At 42.7% G+C, this 21,832-nt stretch carries 26 protein-coding genes and 5 tRNA genes; 4 read left to right on the top strand and 27 right to left on the bottom strand.

The genetic code is table 11. The annotated features are described in order from the left end of the window. The first annotated feature begins 50 nt into the window (after nt 1-50). Nucleotides 51-515 carry a DUF2621 domain-containing protein gene (locus tag L1028_RS04050; protein ID WP_234531561.1) on the top strand — a complete coding sequence of 155 codons (465 nt, stop codon included), beginning with the start codon at nt 51-53 and terminating at the stop codon, nt 513-515. A gap of 40 nt (nt 516-555) precedes the next feature. Continuing rightward, on the top strand, nt 556-1,461 hold the full coding sequence (locus L1028_RS04045) for a TIGR01777 family oxidoreductase (protein ID WP_234531556.1): 906 nt from the start codon (nt 556-558) through the stop codon (nt 1,459-1,461). Nucleotides 1,462-1,489: 28 nt separating this feature from the next. Here L1028_RS04045 and L1028_RS04040 read toward each other — a convergent pair whose 3' ends face one another. From L1028_RS04040 to L1028_RS03975, 14 genes are all read right to left on the bottom strand, one after another. Further along, nucleotides 1,490-3,145, bottom strand: coding sequence for a DUF6382 domain-containing protein (locus L1028_RS04040; protein ID WP_234531555.1), 1,656 nt, complete (start codon nt 3,143-3,145; stop codon nt 1,490-1,492). Nucleotides 3,146-3,163: 18 nt separating this feature from the next. Continuing rightward, nucleotides 3,164-3,673: an A24 family peptidase gene (locus L1028_RS04035; protein WP_234531554.1), complete on the bottom strand. Its 510-nt coding sequence runs from the start codon at nt 3,671-3,673 to the stop codon at nt 3,164-3,166. 24 nt (nt 3,674-3,697) lie between these two features. After that, on the bottom strand, nt 3,698-4,690 hold the full coding sequence (locus L1028_RS04030) for a TadE/TadG family type IV pilus assembly protein (protein WP_234531545.1): 993 nt from the start codon (nt 4,688-4,690) through the stop codon (nt 3,698-3,700). Nucleotides 4,691-4,708: 18 nt separating this feature from the next. Beyond that, complete coding sequence (locus L1028_RS04025; RefSeq protein WP_234531543.1) at nt 4,709-6,865, bottom strand: hypothetical protein; 2,157 nt, start codon at nt 6,863-6,865, stop codon at nt 4,709-4,711. A gap of 161 nt (nt 6,866-7,026) precedes the next feature. Beyond that, nucleotides 7,027-7,701, bottom strand: a complete 675-nt coding sequence (locus L1028_RS04020; protein WP_234531541.1) for a TadE family protein — start codon at nt 7,699-7,701, stop codon at nt 7,027-7,029. Further along, nucleotides 7,698-7,886, bottom strand: coding sequence for a Flp1 family type IVb pilin (locus L1028_RS04015; RefSeq protein WP_234531537.1), 189 nt, complete (start codon nt 7,884-7,886; stop codon nt 7,698-7,700). Before L1028_RS04015 ends, L1028_RS04020 begins: the two co-directional genes overlap by 4 nt. 13 nt (nt 7,887-7,899) lie before the next feature. After that, on the bottom strand, nt 7,900-8,775 hold the full coding sequence (locus tag L1028_RS04010; RefSeq protein ID WP_423803012.1) for a type II secretion system F family protein: 876 nt from the start codon (nt 8,773-8,775) through the stop codon (nt 7,900-7,902). Nucleotides 8,776-8,785: 10 nt separating this feature from the next. Next, on the bottom strand, nt 8,786-9,586 hold the full coding sequence (locus L1028_RS04005; RefSeq protein ID WP_234531746.1) for a type II secretion system F family protein: 801 nt from the start codon (nt 9,584-9,586) through the stop codon (nt 8,786-8,788). Nucleotides 9,587-9,611: 25 nt separating this feature from the next. Beyond that, complete coding sequence (locus tag L1028_RS04000) at nt 9,612-10,853, bottom strand: TadA family conjugal transfer-associated ATPase (protein WP_234531529.1); 1,242 nt, start codon at nt 10,851-10,853, stop codon at nt 9,612-9,614. After that, nucleotides 10,846-12,009: a P-loop NTPase family protein gene (locus L1028_RS03995; RefSeq protein ID WP_234531526.1), complete on the bottom strand. Its 1,164-nt coding sequence runs from the start codon at nt 12,007-12,009 to the stop codon at nt 10,846-10,848. The genes L1028_RS04000 and L1028_RS03995 overlap by 8 nt, the downstream gene beginning before the upstream one ends. A gap of 187 nt (nt 12,010-12,196) precedes the next feature. Further along, entirely contained in the window at nt 12,197-12,535 is a 339-nt protein-coding gene (locus tag L1028_RS03990; protein ID WP_279306832.1) for a DUF6526 family protein, read from the bottom strand. A 59-nt stretch (nt 12,536-12,594) separates the two neighbouring features. Further along, nucleotides 12,595-13,467 carry a copper amine oxidase N-terminal domain-containing protein gene (locus L1028_RS03985; protein ID WP_234531522.1) on the bottom strand — a complete coding sequence of 291 codons (873 nt, stop codon included), beginning with the start codon at nt 13,465-13,467 and terminating at the stop codon, nt 12,595-12,597. Nucleotides 13,468-13,577: 110 nt separating this feature from the next. Continuing rightward, complete coding sequence (locus tag L1028_RS03980) at nt 13,578-13,997, bottom strand: thiol-disulfide oxidoreductase DCC family protein (protein WP_234531520.1); 420 nt, start codon at nt 13,995-13,997, stop codon at nt 13,578-13,580. Between the two features lie 93 nt (nt 13,998-14,090). Beyond that, on the bottom strand, nt 14,091-14,369 hold the full coding sequence (locus tag L1028_RS03975) for a hypothetical protein (protein WP_042124803.1): 279 nt from the start codon (nt 14,367-14,369) through the stop codon (nt 14,091-14,093). A 339-nt stretch (nt 14,370-14,708) separates the two neighbouring features. Here L1028_RS03975 and L1028_RS03970 point away from each other — a divergent pair, with 339 nt between their 5' ends. Further along, a complete protein-coding gene (locus tag L1028_RS03970) occupies nt 14,709-15,188 on the top strand; it encodes a glutathione peroxidase (RefSeq protein ID WP_042124801.1) in 480 nt (159 codons plus the stop codon). A gap of 175 nt (nt 15,189-15,363) precedes the next feature. Here the strand turns inward: L1028_RS03970 and L1028_RS03965 are convergent. Both L1028_RS03965 and L1028_RS03960 read right to left on the bottom strand, forming a co-directional pair. Then, nucleotides 15,364-15,446, bottom strand: a tRNA-Leu gene (locus L1028_RS03965). A gap of 83 nt (nt 15,447-15,529) precedes the next feature. Further along, nucleotides 15,530-15,895 (bottom strand): helix-turn-helix domain-containing protein, encoded by a 366-nt coding sequence (locus L1028_RS03960; RefSeq protein ID WP_149645200.1) that lies wholly within the window; start codon nt 15,893-15,895, stop codon nt 15,530-15,532. Nucleotides 15,896-16,125: 230 nt separating this feature from the next. Here L1028_RS03960 and L1028_RS03955 point away from each other — a divergent pair, with 230 nt between their 5' ends. Beyond that, entirely contained in the window at nt 16,126-16,749 is a 624-nt protein-coding gene (locus tag L1028_RS03955) for a nitrogen regulation protein NR(II) (RefSeq protein ID WP_076284053.1), read from the top strand. 74 nt (nt 16,750-16,823) lie between these two features. Here the strand turns inward: L1028_RS03955 and L1028_RS03950 are convergent. From L1028_RS03950 to L1028_RS03900, 11 genes are all read right to left on the bottom strand, one after another. Beyond that, nucleotides 16,824-16,906 (bottom strand) — tRNA-Leu (locus L1028_RS03950). Nucleotides 16,907-16,912: 6 nt separating this feature from the next. After that, nucleotides 16,913-16,984, bottom strand: a tRNA-Glu gene (locus L1028_RS03945). 83 nt (nt 16,985-17,067) lie between these two features. Beyond that, a complete protein-coding gene (locus L1028_RS03940; protein ID WP_234531518.1) occupies nt 17,068-17,370 on the bottom strand; it encodes a hypothetical protein in 303 nt (100 codons plus the stop codon). A 349-nt stretch (nt 17,371-17,719) separates the two neighbouring features. Next, the gene (locus tag L1028_RS03935; RefSeq protein ID WP_234531516.1) at nt 17,720-18,178 is read right to left on the bottom strand and encodes a DinB family protein; all 459 of its coding nucleotides are present in this window, start codon (nt 18,176-18,178) and stop codon (nt 17,720-17,722) included. Nucleotides 18,179-18,228: 50 nt separating this feature from the next. Further along, the gene (locus tag L1028_RS03930) at nt 18,229-18,807 is read right to left on the bottom strand and encodes a hypothetical protein (RefSeq protein ID WP_234531514.1); all 579 of its coding nucleotides are present in this window, start codon (nt 18,805-18,807) and stop codon (nt 18,229-18,231) included. Nucleotides 18,808-18,941: 134 nt separating this feature from the next. After that, the gene (locus L1028_RS03925) at nt 18,942-19,547 is read right to left on the bottom strand and encodes a class I SAM-dependent methyltransferase (RefSeq protein WP_234531512.1); all 606 of its coding nucleotides are present in this window, start codon (nt 19,545-19,547) and stop codon (nt 18,942-18,944) included. Between the two features lie 121 nt (nt 19,548-19,668). Continuing rightward, a complete protein-coding gene (locus tag L1028_RS03920; protein ID WP_423803007.1) occupies nt 19,669-19,971 on the bottom strand; it encodes a GNAT family N-acetyltransferase in 303 nt (100 codons plus the stop codon). A gap of 151 nt (nt 19,972-20,122) precedes the next feature. Next, the gene (locus L1028_RS03915; protein ID WP_234531510.1) at nt 20,123-20,569 is read right to left on the bottom strand and encodes an oxidoreductase; all 447 of its coding nucleotides are present in this window, start codon (nt 20,567-20,569) and stop codon (nt 20,123-20,125) included. 283 nt (nt 20,570-20,852) lie between these two features. Beyond that, a tRNA-Ser gene (locus L1028_RS03910) sits at nt 20,853-20,941 on the bottom strand. 7 nt (nt 20,942-20,948) lie between these two features. Then, nucleotides 20,949-21,024 (bottom strand) — tRNA-Asn (locus L1028_RS03905). Nucleotides 21,025-21,597: 573 nt separating this feature from the next. Further along, nucleotides 21,598-21,792, bottom strand: coding sequence for a hypothetical protein (locus L1028_RS03900; protein WP_234531509.1), 195 nt, complete (start codon nt 21,790-21,792; stop codon nt 21,598-21,600). Between the last annotated feature and the right edge of the window lie 40 nt (nt 21,793-21,832).

The raw sequence follows: 21,832 nt of genomic DNA, 5'->3' as shown, positions 1-21,832 counted from the left end.
TATGAGATTAAATTATGTGAGAATACTCATTGCCAAAAGGTGGTGTATGCATGTCTATCCAATCAGGACTTGGTTTATTATCCGCAACACCGAGCAATTGGTTCATGAACTCTATCGCTTTCTGGACATTTATGCTGCTGGGTTCCATGTGTATCGGCGGTTTTTTTATGTTCCGGAAATTCCTAAAGGTATTACCGAAAGCCGATGGAAAATCAAAGCTGGACTGGCAAAATTACTGGGTGGAACGCAGCCGTTCACTCTGGAGTGATGAATCAAAAGCTTTCTTAGACCAGCTTGTTCAACCTGTGCCTAGTCCCTTTCGCGATATTGCCAAGCATTCTATTGCTGCCGAGATCGGTAAGATCGCTGTGGAAAGTAATGCGAAAGAGGTTACTCGTGATCACTGCATTAAAGGTTACATAGTCGCCACACCGCGGCGTGACAATCGTTTCCTCGTCAATTTTCTTGAAAAGAATAAAATCGACTACTCTGCTTATCACCATTTGTTAAAGTGATTGATAATCTGATGTTGCGTTCAGAACGGAGGCCAACCTTATGAAATATGTAATATGTGGCGGCACCGGTTTTATTGGCAGTGAACTAACAAAATACTGGCTACTGGCAGGAAATGAAATTGCAATCATCGGTCGCAATCTACCTAAAGCTACCCCATATCATCCTAAGCTAAGTTACCACACATGGGACAGCCTTAACGCTGATTCAACACCCGTGGAAAATGCGGATGCTTTGGTCAATCTTGCTGGAGCTTCTCTCAGCCAACGTTGGAGTCAGAGCGGCAAAAAAGCAATTATGCAATCCCGTCTTTGGGCCGTTTCCGCTGCAGCTAAGCTACTCGCCCGTTTGAATTACAAACCTCCTGTAGTCATTCAGGCGTCAGCTGTGGCTATTTACGGAACCTCTTTGCAAGATACCTTTAATGAATCATCACCAGCCCTTGTCATGGACTTCCCTTCTGACGTGGTTAAGACATGGGAAGAAGCTTCAGATGAAGCATACAAGAGTATCCGTATGATCAAGTTGCGTACCGGTGTTGTACTTGGCAATGAAAGCGGTGCCTTCCCAAAAATGAAGCTACCTTACTTACTAGGCTTTGGTGGTAACATCGGAACGGGAAACCAGTGGGTTTCCTGGATTCACCTGACTGATATCGTCCGTCTGATTGATTTTTGTATTCAGAATCCCGCAATTTCCGGACCTATTAATGCGACTGCTCCACATCCGGTTACGAACGAAGAGTTCGGGAGAACGATTGGCAAAGTGTATAAACGGCCACATTGGTTCCCACTACCTGCCTTCCTATTAAAAGCAGCAGTAGGTGAATTGTCTGAGATCTTGCTCAAAGGACAACGCGTCCTTCCATCCGCGGCATTAGAACAGGGCTTTAACTTTACCTTCCCTACACTTCAAACCGCTTTAGAAGACTTGAAAGGCCAAAAATAGCAGAAACAACACTCTTTGCTTGCGCTCTTCATCCCATGTGGAATGTGTAGCTTCCTTTTACAATTTTGAATACGGTCCCCTCTGACAGCGGGTACTCTTTATAAGGGATCATGGCTTCCCCTTGAAAAATCGTTCCGTTTCTGGAGTCGAGATCCTTTAGTACGTATCCGCTTGGGCTTCTAGATATCTCCGCATGTACTCTTGAAGCTCCTTCCGATCTTTCTACATACTGAGCTACTTCTGCCGATCGGCCAATGATAAAGCTAGTTCGGTTTAACGTAATGGTTTCCGACTCCGCCTCTTCCTCATCGCTTCTTTTGAGATAAGGAACATTTCGAGCTAGCTTCTCCTTGCGTTTGTCTTGCTCAGGTGTTTCCTCCCGTGATAATAAAGCGGTTGGGGCTATTGGACCTGGTGGTATTACAGAACTATCCTCCTCTTTCCTTGATTCAGATCGCACAGACGGAATGTTAGATAATGGGTTAGATGGATACTGATCTACCTTTGGAATCGTTGCTGCAGGACGCGCAGAGGTCACAGGATTCCTACCGAAATTCCACTCCAGTTCTCTTCGAGTTGGACTCCGGTTTGTATCTTCAGAATCCTCACTCGTATGTTCCTTTTCTTCACCACTTCCAAATCTTATCCTTTCGCTCCATACCATCCAGCTAAAAGTAGCCAAGGCAATCGTTGCGATCCCACAAACGGCTAGCCATATCGGTTTTGGGTTATTCAGATATAGGAACTTCCATAGTAATGCATCACCCAATAAGCACCCTAGAATAACATAGGTTCTTGAGCTTGAGGGTTGTGAATTCGTCAACTCATTATCATCTGTAGACCGGAGAGCCCCCTCCTCTTCTTTCACCCTAAGATTCGTACTGGAATAGCTGGTTAACCACGGAGCTGAGTTCTGCTGCGTATGCAGACCCTCCTCCTCGTTCCGCTCACTTATTCTTTTCAGGGGAGCAGCTACCTCGTTCACAAACAGTTCCCTTACTCTCTCTTGCATTCGTCTTTCCGGCTCTGCCGGACGTACTTCTGTCATCTTAGGTGATGAATATGCCATTTCTGCGTTCCTACTGAATTGTCCTCTACTAGAGTCGCCCTCTGTCAATAGCTCTGAGAGAAGACCCTTTAAGCCCGCTGGTGTAAATTCTTCTTCCCCACAGTATTGCAGTACTCTTTGAACACCACTCCCAGTAAGCTCTGTGATAGAAGCCATCATCACCATGATCAGCGATTTGATGGACTCTCTCAGCCTAGAAGCAGGCTCATTCCCCTGAACAGGGATGTAGGTGAGATATACCTTACCACTCTGCAATGACCCTTCAATAAAAATGTAATCTTCATGCAAAGCATACTGATCCGCCCGAAGCATATATAACCTGCCATCTTCCATCCCTTGCGCAATTTGCAGAAGTAATCCAAAAAATGAGGTCATGCTCAACTTCTCACTTTTGAGCAAATGACTGAGCATTTTTTTACGCAGAACAGCATATTCCATCGTAACCTTTAAATCAATTTCCCTAAGTAACAACCTTAAATGATGAGGAATATCAGTGTTCATCAGCATACGAGCTTGAACCATATTAAGCTTACCCACCGGCATCCCTTCTGGTTCGCCAAGCATCATATATATACCGTCCTGCTGCATAAAGTCACGGGATAATCCGTACAACAAGCATCATCACCTCCTATTTTAAAAATAAAGATAAGCGCAAATGGTACCAGGGACTACAGCCAGCATGAAGGGAAATCTCAACAGCTCACTATCTTTATTTCTTACTAGGAATGAACTCTTCAATAATATAAATCCGGAAATTGTGTTAAAGATCTTACGCGTACGCCTGCCTGTCTCCCGTCTCTTTAAGACAATTAGCCAGCCTATTAAAGCCCCAAACAAAACGGAGTACATCACGATCTGCAATGTAAACAGTGTTCCTGTCCACGCCCCGATCCCGGCAAAAAGCTTAACATCGCCCGCACCAACCGCCCCTATCAAATGCATGAACAGAAGCACTGCAAATCCTGCAGCGGCACCCACACCAGCCTTCAGCAGTCCATCCCAGCCGTTCATCAGCGCTTGAGTAAGCAGACCAGCAAGCAAGCCTGAGACAGTGATCCAGTTTGGTATTCTCATCGACTTTATATCCGTAATAAATGCAACTGCCAGGAACGGCATACATCCCCAGAATGCCCACTCCACCATGGATTACACTCCTTTCGCCTTCACTCATTTCACTACTGTGAACATCACCTCAATAGATCTACCGTCATTGAGCTGAATTACAAATGGCCACGAACCCGGTGTGGTATTCACACCAATTTTCCACTCCCACTCGATATATCCTTCCGCATCCGCTTGTTTCCAGCCTAAATATTTAGCAGTACTTCCCCCGCTTTTATAAAAAACGGATAAGCTAGCGGAAGCATTCGGCGGAATCTTGGCACGAACTTTACCTTGCTTATTGGCTACAGCTGGATTTGGTTTTTCCAGAACTGTAATGAAATCCTCTGGTTTACCAGTGCCGTCGTTGCCCTTATTCGAACCTTCTCCTGTGTCCCCGATCCAAAGACGTTCAACAGCGCTTGCCTCAAGTACAATGCATTGGTTTAGAAAGGGAACCTTCATTGGTAGCTCATAGCTAACAACCAATCCAAAGTAAGGTCGGGTACCCTTCTTTAACTCAGGCACGATAATATTGGATACATGAATTCGATCATAATCCAACAAGTCTGATGACAGATACGGCTTTAATAGGGGTTTAACCGCTAGATCCAGTACACTTTCAGAGGTCTCAGCCTGCAGCTTCTGCAGAGGTCCCTCGCCCTTCTCTAAAGCTGACATGACCCACTCATTCAGCGGCTTAGGTAATGACATTGCATAACTACTGCCCCAATCTGTAAGTGACAAGCGAGGAATCGTCCAATTTGATTCAGCTTGATTGCCAGAGGATAGATCCGAGCCACCCTTCACAGGATCAGCACCAGCTTCGCTTGTTGCTCCCCATTTCTGCACTGCCAAAGCTGCCGGGTACATATGCGTTGAAATAGATTTTACAGTATCGGATGCCGTGCTTTGTAAGGCTGTCGAATACAAGGTCATCTGTACGATAGAAATTAGGAACAAAACAAACAGCAGGAAGATCGGAAGAACCATTGCCGCTTCTACTACCATGCTGCCTTCTTCCTTCGTCTTCCCCCTAATACGGTACCCGTCCCCCATATCCTTACCAACCTCCTGCTAGTATGAAAAATCAGCCTGCACTGCTCTCATATATGTACTACCTTGCACTTCTCCAGAATACCCAGCGCTATAATCCAATAGCTTCACAATACCCGGCAGAAACCATAGCCGCATTCCAAGCTTAATATTCGATGAGACATACGTACTTCTTTCATCTGGATTTATTCCTGTGTTCAGTCGAATGAGAGCCAGCATCCGAGATAATTGAACATTCCCGCCTCCATGCAGCATCATGAACAGACGCAAATGATCGCGATAAGTCAGCTGCGCCGGCAAGTATTTGGACAAAGGAATCGAATCTTTCTCACAGAGTAGCAACATATCCTGAATAGCTTGCTGTATACCATACAACAGTGCCGCGGCCAGAACGGCCAATGGGTTTCCTAAGCTTGCCTTCTCAATAAAACCTTCCATCGTTCGAATAGACAGCCGCATGGCAAATATTTCAGCATACGCTGCAGCTACATTTCCTGCGGGATTATGGAATCCATAAAGAATGTATTCCAGCTCTTGTGCTTGTGGTTTTAGCTGGTCTGTAAGTTCAGCTGTGCCCTCAGAACCTTGTGCTAGAGTAGCTAACTTAGAAACGTCAAAATGTTGAAAATAGAGAGCAGAATACTCCGTTTGAAAAAGTCTATCTCTAGCTCCTCCCATAATGCCACCCATCGCTTCATAGATTCCGTCCATATCCTCCATCGCCGAACTCCCAGCAGTATATGGGTTAGTGCTTACTTCAGATTTAACAAGTGGATCTGATACTAATTCCTTATTAAAAGCAATATTCTCCTCGTAATATTGACGAAGTGTTTGATAGCTTTTCAGAGAATCTGTCACTCCGTTACCCATCATTCGAATCTTATCAAGCAATGCTTTCGCTTCACCCAGCTTCGATTTTGCTTCTCTCTCCAATTGCTTACGCTCTTTATCTGAGCTACGGTGCTGTTCGATTAAAGCCAAATCACTAACGATAATACTTCCCTTCTTACCGTAATTCTGTAGATAGTTATTCACTACGCGTGAAGCTTCAAGAACAGAAGAGATCATTTGATAGGAGTCACCATATTCACTCAAAGCTTCATACAGCACACCCGACATTCCTGCTACGATCGGTTCAATGGCCTTGTAAGCGCTTTGCTGCGTGGATATACTATTCTCCATCTGACTTAAATCAGTTGAAGAGAGAATCAGTGCATCTTCCTGCTCACGCAGCTTTTTAAGCGGGTCTGAGCTTATCTCACCTGAGCTCGCCGGAATATCCCAGTCATTAGCAGGATCATTTGATAGATCCACCCCTTTCATTCGTGACTGTTCCAATACATTTCTCATCTCGTCATTTAATTGCTGTGCCTTCTTTAATGCTTCTTTCGCTCCTTCCATTGATTTTTCATGATCCTCACGAAAAGCCGTTAATATGGTAGGAAGCCGCGATAACATCTCAGTAGTCCGACTCCGGTAGAGAGACAATTGATAGGTGTACTTTGCAGGCTTTTTACTATCACGATAAAGATCATCGTAATATTTCCCCAGATAGTCACTATACTGTGCGGGAATATCCGCCGCCGATTGCATACTTCCGAGTGAACTGGCAGAAATGGACTCTGCAGGCGGATTCATAATCCATTGATGTAACCTTCTTCCACTTTCCGCAGCCTGGCTTCTCTGCTCTAACATAAGATCCAAAGCCTCTTCCCGCTCGTCATATAACGGCTGTAGCTTACTGAGTAATTCAGTAGCCCGTGAGGCCTCTGCCATTACTCCTGACATCGGCTTGAATTTACCTGCCAATTCCAAAGCAAAATCCACCGGAGCCTTATACTTCATTTCCTCCAGTATTTGTCGACTCACAACATCATAGCTACCCAGCGGCCTGCTCCATTCCAAAGATGACGATTCCAATGCGAAGGGTACAAGATTAAATGCGTCACTCCTACCACTTTTATGCATATTATCATTGAGGACCTGAGACAGCAGCATATCCCCGTCACTCTCTCCAAAGGCGAATAAACCATACTTTTCTCGTAGCTCAACATCGTAAGATGACATTACAGAGCGAACACTAGCCCTCACTAGACGTTCCTCCTGAACATTGAAGGCTGCAATCCGCGCATAGTCAATCAGCACAGCGGTAAATAGAAAGACGAAAGCCAGTACCATGATTAAAAAAATTGAGACTGAACCTTCCGTTTTGCCCTTACCCTGCCTCTGTTTCTTTCGACTCTTACAGTTAACAAGGCAACTAGTAAAGATGCTCCTCATCAAAACCTCCCTCCTTATCCAACCTTCAATAGATACATGATCCACTAGCAAGGAAATATTCACTTACCCTGAAGCTTGGTCATCATCGCGGATGCATCCTTCTTCTCCATTTGGACTCCAGACCCACTAGTACCCTCTGAGCCTCCCTTGAATTTAGCCCCGAAGTAACGCATCAGGTCGACCGTACGGATAAACTCAACAGGCTCAGCGATGATAGATTGAGTTTTTACAGTTGGCTTTGCCTCATCAGACAAAACTTCATCAAGTACAGGTAAGTGCAGTAGACGATTTAATTCAGCGCTTACTTTCCGTCCGGCAAGTGAATATGCGTAGTTCAAATTCCCCGGCATATTATTCGGAATCATAGAGGACGAATGTCTGAGTTTAAGCACTGGCAGATCACTTTCCTCTGACACTTCACCAGGTAGCTCTACTGTCGCGCCATCACTTCCAGCTTTTCCGCCGAATAAAGAGGCTAGCAAAGCATCGTCTCCAATTCTCCAATAAAGGGAGTCATACTCACCAGCAGCATAGGAGCCAGAAACCTCTTTATGGCTGTTGTCCCAATTGTAAGCCGCACGCTCAGTAGCCCCTGAGGCCACTTGCAGGAGCATAGACTTCTGGTAGCTATACAAACAGAAGAACAGAAGAAGCATTGTAATACACATGACCATTGGTAATAGAATTGAAGCTTCAATAGTAAAGCTGCCTCGATCGTCCTTAAGCTTATTCACTCGAATACTTCCTGGCTCTTTTCTCCCGCAGTTTTAATCAAAGCCTCCACTACTTCCTGAATTTTATCCTTAAACAAAAGAACGACCGCAATCAGCACAGCAATAATCAGAATCATTTCCAGTGTCCCCAGACCTTCCTCGTCCTCCCAAAAACTCTTCACACTACCCAACATTGTCGTCATCATTAGTTTCACCCTCCTACATTTTTAACATCATGAATGCTGGCGTTCCCACCAGTACAATTACTATTAAAAAGATAACTACCATCGGAAAGACTAGTTTAGAGGAAGCTTGTTCCCCTCGCGTTCGGCTGATAGCTTTCCGTTTTTCCCACAGCATCCGCGAGAGATCGCGTAGCGATAACACAAAATCCGCTCCACCTCTGCGATAATTCAGAAGAACCGTCGTCGTGAACAACGATACCTCCTGCACTGCACATCTCTTGCTGAAATTCTCGAATGCCTGCTGAAATGAATACCCTCCTTCCCATTCACTGGTCATGATCCTAAGCTCCTTATACAATGGGTGATTAACATCACCTCGGTGGCTCTCCACACAGCGGATAATCGCCCGCTGTACGGTCTCACCTGCTCCTACCAGCAATACAATGCTGTTCAGAAGTTCTGGTAGCTCGAGCATAATATTCTGCTCTCTCGCCCTCACCTTTTTATGTAAATCACTCACCATAGCAGCTGGTAGAGCTACCGCCAAGAAAAAACCTAGAATCAGACCTGTCTGATCGCCGCTAAACCCTGTGATCAAACTTCCACCCACAAGTAACAACCAACTGTAGCTAAGCATCTCACCCATGAACAGCAGGGTCCGTTCTGCACTGTAACGCATCCCATAAATTCGCTGCAGGGAACGTTGAATCCTGAACATCAATGATGGAAAACGACTGGCGATGCCGCTTTTCTCAATGAGCAGCAGCAGCGGTTCACCCAGCTTCCGAAGTCGTAATCCTTCCATAGGAAGTTCTCTTAATCCTTCATATCTTTTTCCGCATTTAATTCGTAACAGAGCCCAGACAACAAGTAAAAATATAGTGACTACTGCACATAGCCATCGCATGATTTCATCCCCTTCACAGCGGAATGTCCATTATTTTAGTAGTCCAGAGATAACATAAAAACAAAGCTACTAGTGCAAGCGTTGATATCGCTATACCTGCCCCCGTGTACATAGGTTCCATATAGTCTCCAGCAGTCAAACTCATAAAGATCACCATGATTAGTGGAGATATTAACAGCGCTTTCGCTTCAAGTTTCTTCTGTGAAATGCTTACAGCAATATCTTGCTGAATATCCAGCTTCTCTCCTATAATCGTAGACGTACGGCGCACAACTTCTACCAGATCGCCGCCTGTACGTTTACATACAGTGAACACGTCAGCGAACCGCTCAATATCTTCCATTCCTGCTCTTTCACTGAAATCCCGAAGCGCTTCCTCCACTGGCTGACCGTATTCCATGCGCGTACAGATAATATTTAGCTCCGAGATCATATCGCCGCCCCCCTCCGGGTCCAGCATACGTAAGTCTTGGACCGCTTCCCGGAAAGCATTCTCGACCGATCGCCCTGCTGAGAGTGAGGAAGACAATGAAAATAACGTCTGTTTAAACTGCAAATTAAGCAAACTCCGGCGTCTTTTCAGCAAATAACTACGCAGCATACGAGGTGCATACAGTCCACCCGGCATAAGTAGTAACGACAGTATCCAATGATGATAAAAAAGATATCCCACTCCAAACAGCAGCAAACCACCTACTGCAATAGCCAAAGTTTTCTGTACCAAGGTCAACTCGTATACCGTATAATCCGGCAATAATGAATGGCCTCTGGAATCAGCTTCCTTAGGTTTTTCATTAGCAAACTTAATCTTCAGCACTACCTCTTCCCCCTTTTAGAATTCAGAATTCAGCCTGTGATAACGGGTAGGAGGTTACACCAGCCATTCTAAGTTTTGCTGTATGCATAAGCGGGTTTCCACAAGAAACTAGCCCCCCTTGTACCCGTCCTTCTCGCTCACCGGAATCTTGAAATTCATATAGAGGGTTCAAAACCACTTCTCCGTCTTTTAGGCCCGCAACCTCACTAATCTCCATCACTCGCCTAGAACGATCACGGAGCCTGGACAAATGTACGAAAATATCAATCGCCGATGAGATTTGCTGACGAACAACCGTTACCGGCAAGTCTGCAGCACTTAACACCATCGTCTCCAGTCGACTGACCATATCGTGCGCGCTGTTACTATGCCCTGTGGACAAGCTTCCATCGTGTCCAGTGTTCATCGCCTGTAGCATATCGAGGCATTCCGCTCCCCGTACCTCACCCACAACAATTCGATTGGGTCTCATCCGCAGTGAAGAACGAATCAAATCTCGAATGGAAATCTCCCCTCTACCTTCCGTATTCGCGTTCCTAGTCTCCAGGGAAACAAGATTTGGCACCGTTACAATCTGAAGTTCAGCAGAATCTTCTATTGTGATGACCCTCTCCTGTGAAGGGATAAACTGAGATAACGCATTTAGAAAGGTGGTCTTTCCCGAGCCCGTTCCGCCGCTTATAAAAATGTTGTATTTAGCTGCTACTAAGATTTGAAGAAGCTCTGCTGCTTCACGGCTTAAAGCTTCACGGCTCACCAATTCATTCATCGTCATCGGCTTCTCCGGGAATTTACGTATGGTCATCGCTGGTCCCTTCAGCGAGACTGGCGGAAGTACAATATTCACACGGGATCCATCCTTCAGCCGAGCATCAACGATAGGAGAGGAATCATTCACTACCCTGTTAACACCGGATACTACCGTTTGGATAATGTCCTCCAGCCTGCTGCTGGACTCAAATTCCAAAGGAAGACGACGAATCTGACCCTCCTCTTCTATAAAAATTTCAGTATGACTATTGATCATAATCTCCGTGATCGCCGGATTATCTACTAATGGCTGAAGCACATCCAATCCTCGGAAAGAATCAAACAATCTCTTCACTAGCTCATGCTTTTCCTGCGCCGTTAAATAACGGAGACTTTCACTTTCTAGAATCGTTCGTTCGATAAACCCAGTAAGTTCACGGTTCCCTACTGCAGAAGTCACATCAAGCCCTGCACGAATCTCACTACGCAGCGCCCTGAACATCTCCTCATTCATGCAAGTTCTTCCCGGTAAAAACTAATGGGAGTGCTGGCTCTACAATCCGCTTGCACAACTGTAAGATTTCCCGCTGAAATTGTGGAGAGTTCAAAAAGAGCTCCTCACGGTGTTGCAGCGTCCATGATGGGATAAAGGGACATACGCCTTCAATGATAATTCCTTCAGGAGGCACCCACTCTTCCAAACTATCCACTGCAAAATTCACTACAAATTTACTCTTGTCCATCACATGGGGGGACATGCCAGAGTTAGGATTGGTGCAATGCGACAGCCATCTCATAGTCTTACACATGCTTACATCATCATTTTTCAGGACCCAAAGTAGAATCCCACTTCGCTGTAACACAGCTTTCGCACGCTCTTCCTCGATGCTGCCGGTGTCCACAATAACAACATCAAAGCTTCTCTCCGCAACCAGCCGCTCTAACAAATCGAGCGTATCTTGCAAAGTCATCTGTAGCATTTCCTTCACATTAATAACTGGTCTGAAAGCAGCAGTTCGGAGGTGATCATATCTAATGAAGTATTGTCCTAATTCGATCGTATCCGCTTCATCCTTGTCTCGATTGGCCTTTATTTCATATAGCAGCCGCTCTAGTCCAAGCGTATGACCTGCAGGGATTCGGAGAAACAACCCACTGCTGTCTACACTCTCAAGGTTCAGATAAAACACCGAAAGGCCCATTTCACCAAGCTGCTTCGCCATATTCAATGCTATCGTCGTTTTGCCCATGTTGCCGCTAGAAGAGACAACCCCCAGCAACAGCGTTTCATCTAGCACAGAAGCTCCTCTACCTCTTTGGACTTCACATAACTGGAGAATTGCTCCCAAGAGGGAAGGAAGCGACTGATATTTGTCAATCATTACTCCCCCTCCCAGACTCTTAGTCCTCTTACTGAGATAACCTCCATCCTCACTCAAAACTGCCCATGGAACGGTGCTTTTCCCCTCTACTAGCCAAGCCTCAATAAAAGAAGAGTCCCCCACAACAGCATCCGGGATGTCCTCTCCCCTCATAAATTCGATAAAAGCATCCATTCGGCTAAAAGCCGTAATACGCAGCATTTCTCCGTACTCACTGTGATGAAGATAGTGCAATAATGGTTCGATATATTGACTTTCACGCACTGCGAGCACAATCCTTGCCGCCATGAAACCACGCTCCTTTCGATAAGAAGAAATCCATTATTGCCTCAAAAAAAGACAGCAAAAAAAGCACCGACAATAACCGTGGATACGGTAATTGAACGGTGCTTCCGTTACTATTCCTTTAATTTACAGCTATAGTAGCATATATATAAGAAGGCAGCAATAAGTTTTTTCACACACTAGCTGGATACTATACTCTCATCTTATCTTCGCGCCAGTTCTTAATGGCAGACCGAATATCGGCAGGGTTGAGCTTCTCCTTCACCGCCCGCTGACACAGTGCTGGAAACTCATCATCACCCGCATAGCGTAGCGCTATAATTTGGGCTATTTCAAGCTCTGGATTCAAAGCTTTGCCCGTCAGACGGAAATAGCGAAACTGCTCTTCCACTCTCACCACGCGATCCTGATTTTTTGTCGCATATATACGAATTCTTGTAATCGCAAAAAGTAAGCATAAGGACATACCGAATAACAACAATGGCACCGTTAAAGCACCATCATCACGTATCTCTTGAACAACATAAATCCCTTGGGCTTCCCTTTATTCATAATTCATCTCCATATTTTATATGACTTGTAGAGCGCTTAAAGCTTGGTCTCGCCGGGAATAGCCACGATAAAGGGCTTGTTGTTCTCCCAGTTCAGCGACTTCCCTGATACTTTAGTCGTTCCATCCGCATTATCGATTCCGCAAATAATCTGACTTCCCCATACACTCGTATAATAATAGGCATAGGATGGGGCTAAAACAGGGGCTTTACCATATTCCTTCGCAATGGGGTGTCCGAATATCGCGGTAAAATCCTTTTTATCAGCCTCTTTCGAATTGTCCAAATCTGCTTCCCATACGACTGTTCTAATGTTGTCTTTAATCTCATAATACGATACAAAATGCCCATAGATTATGAAATATCCATCAGATCTGCCTTCAGGAAAATAATACGACATAGACAACGCTTCATTATCACCTGTTAATCGAGACGGTTCTCTTTCATCAACCGGGAATTGTAAAGCAGCAATGCGGGAAACAACCAAGTCCCTACTATTATAATTCTGTACAAGCTTCGTATTTGCACGTTCCTGAACCCAGACAGTATTCGTAGTAGTATCTACCGTTACTCTTGCTCCAAGAGCTTCCGCAATAAATCTCAGCGGCACCGTAACTCTTCCATCCATGATGCTAGCAGTCGCATCCAGTTGTACAGATTCAGAGTTCTTCCACGCCGTTCGAGAACCTACATCAAGCTTAATCTTCATGGAGTCTCTAACGATCGTTACTTGCTTTGTACGGGCTTCCCACTGAATAGAAGTATTCTTGAAGCTCTCAAAAGCCTTCAGCGGAACCATCGTCTGTCCAGAGACGATTTGCACGCCATAATTCACGCTCGAATTATTCACCATTACCTTGAGCTTAGCATCTGCAGATACCGTTCCCATCGTACCTAAAGAAACTAGCATAACTATTAATAGATAAAGCCCTGCCTTTCGCAACATCCCTTCACCCCTCGCTAAATGTCCTTAAATATACCAAATTATGGTTACATTATAACATCTAACCAAATCCCGGATTACAAAAATCTTTGTTTGATCTCCGGTGTCGGAAGCAGACACTGCTCATCGCGCCCAAACCAACGGTAACGATTCCTTGCAATATAGCGGTAAAGGATATTCCGTATTGGGCGCGGCACTATAATGAAGAAATACGCAACAGGCCAAGGCCATCTCAATCTACGTGCAATCCGCAGTACAGCAGCCGACTCTGTATAATACACACCGTTCTCCAGCAATACAACTGTGTTCAACTGCCCAGGTTGAAGTCCAGCCTCACTCATTAGCTTAGCGGCAATTTCACTTTGTAAAGGGGCGAATAGAAATTTAGCCTTGGGATCACGCGGGATGATGAAACGAATCAAACCTTGGCAAAGATGACACACCCCATCAATCAACACAATGGACTTATTTTGCATAATGTTCAGCTCCTCGTTCATAGCTCCCCCTCCCTATAAAGATAAGTGTATCGCATATTTTGGGTAAACAAAAACGCGGGATAGAATCCCGCGCCAACATGTACCGTTCTTTAATTATTCAGCAATTGCCTTTTCAATCCATTGATCACCGATCATTTGTCCTTCGAAATCAGCAGTGAATGCCTCCATGCATTTACAGATGAAATCTTTGCGGCAAATTGGACATGGAGTTTTAAGCAGGCGGCTGATGTTCGTCATTTTCCATTCCGGAAACCGATTATAAAACGCACGGCACTCCGTTCCATCAGCAAGCTTGATAATGAACTCGTACAATCCTTCCTTATCGTTGCTGCTGGCTTTGGTCACATTCGTAATATTCGGTCTGTAAGACATCTTCATCACCCATTATTTAAATTTTTGGTTGTAAATTGCACACGCAACATATTCTCAGATACTTAGACATATTAAAGAATTTTAAGAGTGATGTCAACCAAAGACGCCTAACACGGAGGCTATTTATTGCTCTTTTCTGATCAACGCCTTTATTCAGTCATTATTTCCATAAAATATATACAGATACATTTAATTTATGATCATTCATTTTGCTGTGATTTGATAAACCGAATGGGCGTTAATGAATCATAGATTTTTCTTATTTGGCTCCCCATCATAAATAGTGTAAAATTAAATTGTGATAAATTAAAATTAGGAATTACAAAGGAGGTGGCATCCATGAGTATTTATGATTTTGAGGTCAACACTCTTCGGGGTGCAGAAGAATCATTGTCCAAGTACAAAGGTAAAGTACTCCTTGTTGTGAATACAGCTAGCAAATGTGGGTTTACGCCTCAGTATAAAGGGCTTCAAGAAGTGTACGAGAAATTTAAGGATCGTGGATTCGAAGTACTTGGTTTCCCAAGCAATCAGTTTGCTGGCCAAGAGCCTGGCGAAAGTGATGAAATTGCAGAATACTGCGAGATTAACTATGGGGTAACTTTCCCAATGTTCGAGAAGATTGATGTAAAAGGCGATGAAGCACACCCATTATTCAAATACTTATCGAAGGAAGCTCCTGGTGTTCTAGGCTCAAAAAGCGTGAAATGGAACTTCACCAAGTTCCTGGTGGATCAAGAAGGCCGTGTCCTTAAGCGTTTTGCTCCTAAAACTACTCCTCAGCAGATCGAATCCTATATCTCCAAGCTTCTGAAATAATCCATTCAATAAGAATTTTAAAAAAGGATACTGGCCACATCACTCAGCCCACCAGGTGATATGCGGTCAGTATCCTTTTTGTCATTATCCATTATACGAAAATACAGCTTTTTGATTGCTCGTTAAGCACTAAAAAAGAAGCCTTGCATCGCAAGGCTTCTTTCGTCATTCTGTATGCGGTAGAGAGGACTCGAACCTCCACGGGTATACACCCACTACCCCCTCAAGATAGCGTGTCTGCCATTCCACCACTACCGCGCGGTGAGATAAAACATAAAACTTTGTTTGAGGTCAACATTCATTATTATAAATGTACTTCCCCAAAATGTAAAGGCGTTGATTTAAGAATTTTCGTCGGCCCATTTCTGCTTACGATATTCAGTGAATGCTAAGTATTCTTTAATGAATTCCTTTTCCTCTGGAAGCAATTCATTCGTTCGATCTTCATTCAACTTCGCTTCTCCGAAATCATAGTCCTCATTGCTCTCTTTCAATATTTCAGATGTATTTCTACCTAAAATAAGCCAGTCCAGACTTACATGAAAAAAAGCGCCGATCTCAATTAATTTATGTGTTCCCGGAGTAGATTTGCCCCGCTTCCAATCTCCCATATTACCTGTGCTTATATTTAGCTGCTCGCAGAATGATTTCTTGGTGAGACCTTTTTGCTTAATTAAGTACTCTATACGTTCGTATATGGTCTGCATCCGTAAACCGCCCTTCACAAAAAAATAAAAAAAGACTTATTTAAGTAATTACCTATTGCAAAATAACGCAAAAAAGTATATAATTGGTGTTACTATGTATTATCCGATTATATCATATGGCTAGAGTGACGATAAGAGGCGACTCAGGTGACAAGTGTCTGATGTAATGCCGTCTGACCCCCTTAATTAGCATGTCATCCCGAAGGATCTCTAGGAGGGAGCGGTGACTTTTGTCAAAATGCTTATCATCTTCCATTATCCATTCACTTGAATATCTGCCACACAATGCAGTGGTCATCAACAGCCAAGGAGTTATCCAGTTCACCAACAGGAAGTGGAAAGCATTTAGTCATGAATATGGCCTCTCCCCTCACAAACAATGGATTGGAGCTTATTATTCGGAGCTTCTGCAAGATGTGATCATCGATTCCGATCAATGGGCCAAGCTTTATGATTCGGTGAAAATTATACTCCGCAGAGAGCAACAGATTTATACCTCTGAGTTCATCATACAAACCGCCTATAAAGGGACGCGAATCTTTCGTTTGGAAATCTATCCGCTGCTCTCTGATTATTACCTAGAAGCTGCTTTTATAATTTCTCTATATGATTTGGGTGTATTTATAGAAGGAACTAAGATGTCGGGGATCACAAGCATCTGTTCGACATGTCAGCCAACACAAGAGTTAATCCCCATCTGCGCTTCCTGCAAATCCATTCGAAATTCTAAGGATGAATGGATCAACATTGAACATTTTTTAAAGCATCAGCTTTCTCTGCAATTCACCCATGATATTTGCCCAGACTGTGTCAGACAGCTCTATCCCCAATATGCAAGAGCCTTTAAGAACTAATCAACTTGTCTAATCTTATAAAAAAAAGTAAGAAAACCTCTGCGAAGCAAAGGATTTCTTACTTTTTATTTGTATGCGGTAGAGAGGACTCGAACCTCCACGGGTATACACCCACTACCCCCTCAAGATAGCGTGTCTGCCATTCCACCACTACCGCATAATATGACCCGTATGGGATTCGAACCCATGTTACCTCCGTGAAAGGGAGGTGTCTTAACCCCTTGACCAACGGGCCTTAGCAAGGTTGTCTTAACGTGACAACAAAAATTATGATACCAGAAATATAAGGACATGGCAAGCACTTTTTTTCATACCACTTCAGCCTAAAGCATTCATCAATTCTTCAATCATCTTTATATCCCAATCACGTCTAATCCTTGCCTTGGTCTCCTCATATTGTTCCCTGGAGCCGCTGTGTATCTCATGAACATAAAGTAGCTTCCTTCTAGGACCATGATCCTCGAAACGAATAAGTTCAATAAAAAGATTCACGCCGCAAGACTTTATAGTTTTAATTAGCTTTCTCCTAGCAAAAGGATAATGCTTAGCATTCAGTACACGATGCATATGTAGCATCATACCAACGACGATCAACGCAGCAAGACCGTTATAATAAGACATATCTCCTTGATGTGTAAACGAAAGTATAGCTGTCTGTGTAAGAACGAAAGATATTAAGGAGGCCGCTAGATTGGATAACTTGATTGCCGAAATGGCTGGCGCTTAGTGCTGTTCCTTTTCTCATTGTGACAATTGATCCATGCACTGCCATACTAATTTCCACAAAAGTCATAATCGCGATCGAAAGTGCGACATGCATAGAATAAGTTTGGTTTTCGTTGATCCTTGTTTGATATTCATTCGAATGCTGAATCTTATAGCAAATAATATAACATTTGTGTCTCATTGTTACATACAAAAAAAGCTTATTTCCAACCGATAAACGGAAGGAGAATAAGCTGTAAGCTGTTCACATTTTCCCTTTTAATTCTAATTCTTTAATCTGCATCATATGGTGTCGGTCATGCGATATAAAATCCTTTAAATAGGATTCAAGGGAAAACCTTCCGTCAACATATTTTCCCGAGTATTTTCCCTCTTCAAGGCTACTTATACAATCTAATATTAAGTTACGATACTTCATAGTCAATTCTATTAATTCGTCTTTGGTTTTTGTCCTACCATATGTAACAGCATCATTATTGAATTGATCGTAATCAATAAGTTGAAGTGTTATCGCTTTATCACATGCTATCGGTTCTATCGTCGATTCATAGAAGTATTTATCCCATAACATAATATGACTAACAACATCATGAATTGTCCATTTTCCTTCAGCGATGGGTGTTTTCCAATCTAAATCAATAATTTCTAGAACAAATCCATTCCATTCCTTAAACTGATTTAGCAAGTCTGATCTGTTATTCATTGGCATATCTCCTTTTTTTATCATTATAATCCTCTTGAAAGTATCCCCATTTAATTGCGAGCAATATTCCTTATGATCAGCTCTGGCGAAGACTTCGTAGAGTTCCAATCAAAATGCGAATGGCCTGAATATGAAGTAGCAAGATAACAACAACAATGAACTAACATCTCAAAACCAAGTTGCGAGCAATTTATTATTGCTATATCTTTATCTGATCTTATTCTAAGTTGTTCATTATACTTCCACTCCTCCCATGTATCCCAGATCTTTTCATCATGAGTATTTAGCAAAGGAAGCTTAAACATATCAAATCTTGAAAAGCCTAGCGTAGACTTAATTTTCCTTAAATCTTTCTGTGAAAAAGGGTTACTTGCTCCATTGAATATAAATAAATCGGTATATCTCGAGTCTTCCCGTTCTAAAAAGATTACATCATTTGACGTCATTGAATGTTGCAACAAACTTGCCAATAAGAACATCTCTTCACTGTCTGCTGTGTCCACTAATAAAATATGTCCAAGTTCATCTTTGACAGTAATGTTAATTTCGTTTTGCTTTAAGACAATAGCTCCAACCTCTTTGGAACTCAACTTACTAGTAACTCGCTTTACAAGATATGATTTAGACATTATCAGATCTCCATCGCACTTATTAATTTACGCTAATTCCCCCTAGCATCGCACGTTCCTGACGTTCGAACAGCGTAGATAACCGAAGCTGTAAGACCAAGAACTTATGGTCTGCAGCGTGAATGCATTGTTTGCTATTTTTTATATATGTAATCGATAAATCCTTGTCGTATCCATTCGCCTTCAAACTTTCTTTCAAGCACTCGATCTTCTTTATATATTAATTCCATATCAGAAAACATAGAATCCGCCTCATCATAATCATAATAAGAGTGAATTACTAATTCATCATCTTCAATTTGCTCATACTGATGTTCTCCTAAATCAACTCCGTCACCGACTCGAAAATCCTTAAGGGTTAAAAAATTCACAAATAATAACCCACCAGGTTTTAGCACCCGTTTCAATTCATTTATTGCTTCTTTCACATCTTGTTTTTTCATATGAAAAATAGAATTATACGAATACACAAAACTCATCGACTCATCGTTTATTGCCAACTGTCTCATGTCACCCTGATGTATGTTTAAATTCTGCCCTCTTTCTGCTGCGAACTGATTAGCTCTGTTCATTTGTTCAACATTCATCTCTGTTCCGTATGTACTATATCCATAATTCGCAAACAAACTTAGTGGAGGCGTATCCCCTCCTGCCCCACAATCTAATATACTCTTTTCCATGCCACTTTCATTACATAATGCCAAAAATCTGTATAAGGGTATTTGTTTGAAAAGCTCCATAGTTAGCTACGCCCCTTTGGCTTTGTTTTTTTGTTTATGTGGTTTTCGTGCTTAGCAGGTTCTAGCTCGAGACGACGCAAGAACGTAATTCTAGGTGCCGTAATACCTTCCTCAAACCACCTTACTCATAGCTAAGATCCTTCTTGTAGTAAAAGTGTTTACTTCCAAGCGGGGCATCTTCGATAGTTGCAATTACTTTGTATCCATACTTCTTATAAAATTCGGGCGCTTGAAAACTGAATGTATCTAATTTGATAAAAGTACATTTCTTTGCTCTAGCAACTTTCTCTGCTTCTTCCAATAATCTTTTCCCGTAACCTTGACTACGATAGTTATCGTCCACCCACAAAATACTAATCTCCATCCAATTCCAACATATCGCACTCTTGATACCGGCAACAATATCTCCGTTATCATCCTTCAAGCATAAATTTACCTCCTCATAGATGCCATTTGGTGGTACTTGTTTAGAGTTGAATTCAATAAGTTTTTTCTGACGTGATCTGTTTCTTTATTAGTGCTATAAAGAATCTTAGGATTAATCGACATATGTTCCTCCTGATGGTTTTTCTCTTTCATTGAATCCCCGCAATCCCAAATGTCTCATTTATAACTTTTTCGTACTCGTCCGATTTAAAATAAAAAGGCCCAACATCAATAACTTTATTGCTGGGTTCCCGTTTGAAATCTCTCCATATGATAAGATCCTCTTCTTTCTCAATAAATACGGATATAAAGCCACACTCCTCATCTCCACACCAAGGGCAAACTAATATGGGATATCTGTAGTACAAATATTCGTGCATTTGGTTTAATAAAAAATAGTTAATCATTTTTCTTTGATGCTCTTCACTGCCCCAACCAAGGGACGGAACCATATCATGCCTTTTCAGCATTTGATAAAGAGACCTGCCATCAATGATTATGTCAGCAAATTTGGTATTTTTATTTCCTTCTTGATCCGGATCAAAACTATCATATCTACTTGAAGGTTTAGTTTGTAATTGATTTATAGTTTTCATGTTCCCTCCGTTAAATTTTTTTCAGTAATATGAATGCTGCGTTAGCTGCTACAACTGGATTCATAAGACTTAACGAGTAAACATTCGCCTTACTCACTCTATTTACCTTCCAAAATATAGAATATGTTCACTGATAATTCAGATTAAAAAAGACAAATCACTTCTTAAAGTGATCTGCCCTCTGGTAGTTTCTTAATTCCAGTTGCATTTAGCCACTGCAAAATAATTTTACACAACAAAAAAAGAGCTCCCATAATGGAAGCTCTTCTTATGTAATTCAGAACGGAGAGAGTGGGATTCGAACCCACGCACCGCTTACGCAGTCTAACCCCTTAGCAGAGGGTCCCCTTATAGCCACTTGGGTATCTCTCCATAAAAATGGCTCCCCGAACAGGACTCGAACCTGTGACAACTCGATTAACAGTCGAGTGCTCTACCAACTGAGCTATCAGGGAACATTAGAAGTAAATTAGAAGTGAACATGAATTAATTTATCATGATTTGAAGGTCTAGTCAAGCGGGTAAAATAATTTTTGTGATCGTTTTCAAATTCAAGTATTTTTTCTGCCTGTGGCTAGATTTAGAAAGGGATTACTCCCCCTATAGTTTATACGTAACACCATTCTCCATCTTCCCATACTCCATTCATAGGGTCGCGTTGCGAATATGCTGTATTTTCATCGTAAGCCCTCCTTTCTTTCAGATATCTTCTGCTACAATTAATTATAGTTAGACCTTGAAACAGAATACATTGAGATTGGAAAGAGATTGGCCTGAGCCTGTGTAGTAATATCCGCTCCTTCTTTGTCCAACACCTGAAGAATAGCTGACTTTCCTTGTTCTAGTACAACAGGTCCGTTCTGTCCATCTGCTAGAGGTTCATCCTTTCACCACGAATAATCAAGTTGTCAACGAGCAGGTTGCCTTTCAGATTTTTCGTTACTTCTATACCGCTCGTACCTGCACCGTCTAATACATTATTCGTTAGAACAACTCTCTCAATCGTCGTGAGGGCATTTCCCTCCAGATTACCGTGGGCAGTCAGGCCAGAAAAAGGTGCTATCGAGCGCCGTATTGTTACGGATGAGTACTTTTCCTTTTAGGTTACTCTCACCAGCGTACTGCCATAACGCACCGAGGTTTAACCCGTAGCCCGAATCATAACTGCCTGTGCGAAGCAATGTATTCCGCTCAACAATAGTCGTTCCTTGGAACGGCTGCAAAGTTAATTCCGTCCGCCATCAGATTGCGGATTCGAAGACC

Source organism: Paenibacillus pseudetheri, assembly GCF_924513355.1.
Lineage (GTDB): Bacteria > Bacillota > Bacilli > Paenibacillales > Paenibacillaceae > Paenibacillus_AQ > Paenibacillus_AQ pseudetheri.
The sequence above is the reverse complement of the archived record's forward strand: the minus strand, read 5'-3'. Positions and strand labels throughout refer to the sequence as shown.

Coding starts and splice junctions, on each gene's coding strand:
- L1028_RS04015 (WP_234531537.1), bottom strand. CDS start 7,886: ATGATGACGACAATGTTGGGTAGTGTGAAGAGTTTTTGGGAGGACGAG.
- L1028_RS03960 (WP_149645200.1), bottom strand. CDS start 15,895: ATGCAGACCATATACGAACGTATAGAGTACTTAATTAAGCAAAAAGGT.
- L1028_RS03985 (WP_234531522.1), bottom strand. CDS start 13,467: ATGCTAGTTTCTTTAGGTACGATGGGAACGGTATCTGCAGATGCTAAG.
- L1028_RS03975 (WP_042124803.1), bottom strand. CDS start 14,369: ATGTCTTACAGACCGAATATTACGAATGTGACCAAAGCCAGCAGCAAC.
- L1028_RS03980 (WP_234531520.1), bottom strand. CDS start 13,997: ATGAACGAGGAGCTGAACATTATGCAAAATAAGTCCATTGTGTTGATT.
- L1028_RS03995 (WP_234531526.1), bottom strand. CDS start 12,009: ATGGCGGCAAGGATTGTGCTCGCAGTGCGTGAAAGTCAATATATCGAA.
- L1028_RS04035 (WP_234531554.1), bottom strand. CDS start 3,673: ATGGTGGAGTGGGCATTCTGGGGATGTATGCCGTTCCTGGCAGTTGCA.
- L1028_RS04025 (WP_234531543.1), bottom strand. CDS start 6,865: ATGGTACTGGCTTTCGTCTTTCTATTTACCGCTGTGCTGATTGACTAT.
- L1028_RS03935 (WP_234531516.1), bottom strand. CDS start 18,178: ATGAATAACAGATCAGACTTGCTAAATCAGTTTAAGGAATGGAATGGA.
- L1028_RS03925 (WP_234531512.1), bottom strand. CDS start 19,547: ATGGAGCTTTTCAAACAAATACCCTTATACAGATTTTTGGCATTATGT.
- L1028_RS04045 (WP_234531556.1), top strand. CDS start 556: ATGAAATATGTAATATGTGGCGGCACCGGTTTTATTGGCAGTGAACTA.
- L1028_RS04000 (WP_234531529.1), bottom strand. CDS start 10,853: ATGAATGAGGAGATGTTCAGGGCGCTGCGTAGTGAGATTCGTGCAGGG.
- L1028_RS04030 (WP_234531545.1), bottom strand. CDS start 4,690: ATGGGGGACGGGTACCGTATTAGGGGGAAGACGAAGGAAGAAGGCAGC.
- L1028_RS03970 (WP_042124801.1), top strand. CDS start 14,709: ATGAGTATTTATGATTTTGAGGTCAACACTCTTCGGGGTGCAGAAGAA.
- L1028_RS03930 (WP_234531514.1), bottom strand. CDS start 18,807: ATGTCTAAATCATATCTTGTAAAGCGAGTTACTAGTAAGTTGAGTTCC.
- L1028_RS03940 (WP_234531518.1), bottom strand. CDS start 17,370: ATGTCTTATTATAACGGTCTTGCTGCGTTGATCGTCGTTGGTATGATG.
- L1028_RS04050 (WP_234531561.1), top strand. CDS start 51: ATGTCTATCCAATCAGGACTTGGTTTATTATCCGCAACACCGAGCAAT.
- L1028_RS03915 (WP_234531510.1), bottom strand. CDS start 20,569: ATGAAAACTATAAATCAATTACAAACTAAACCTTCAAGTAGATATGAT.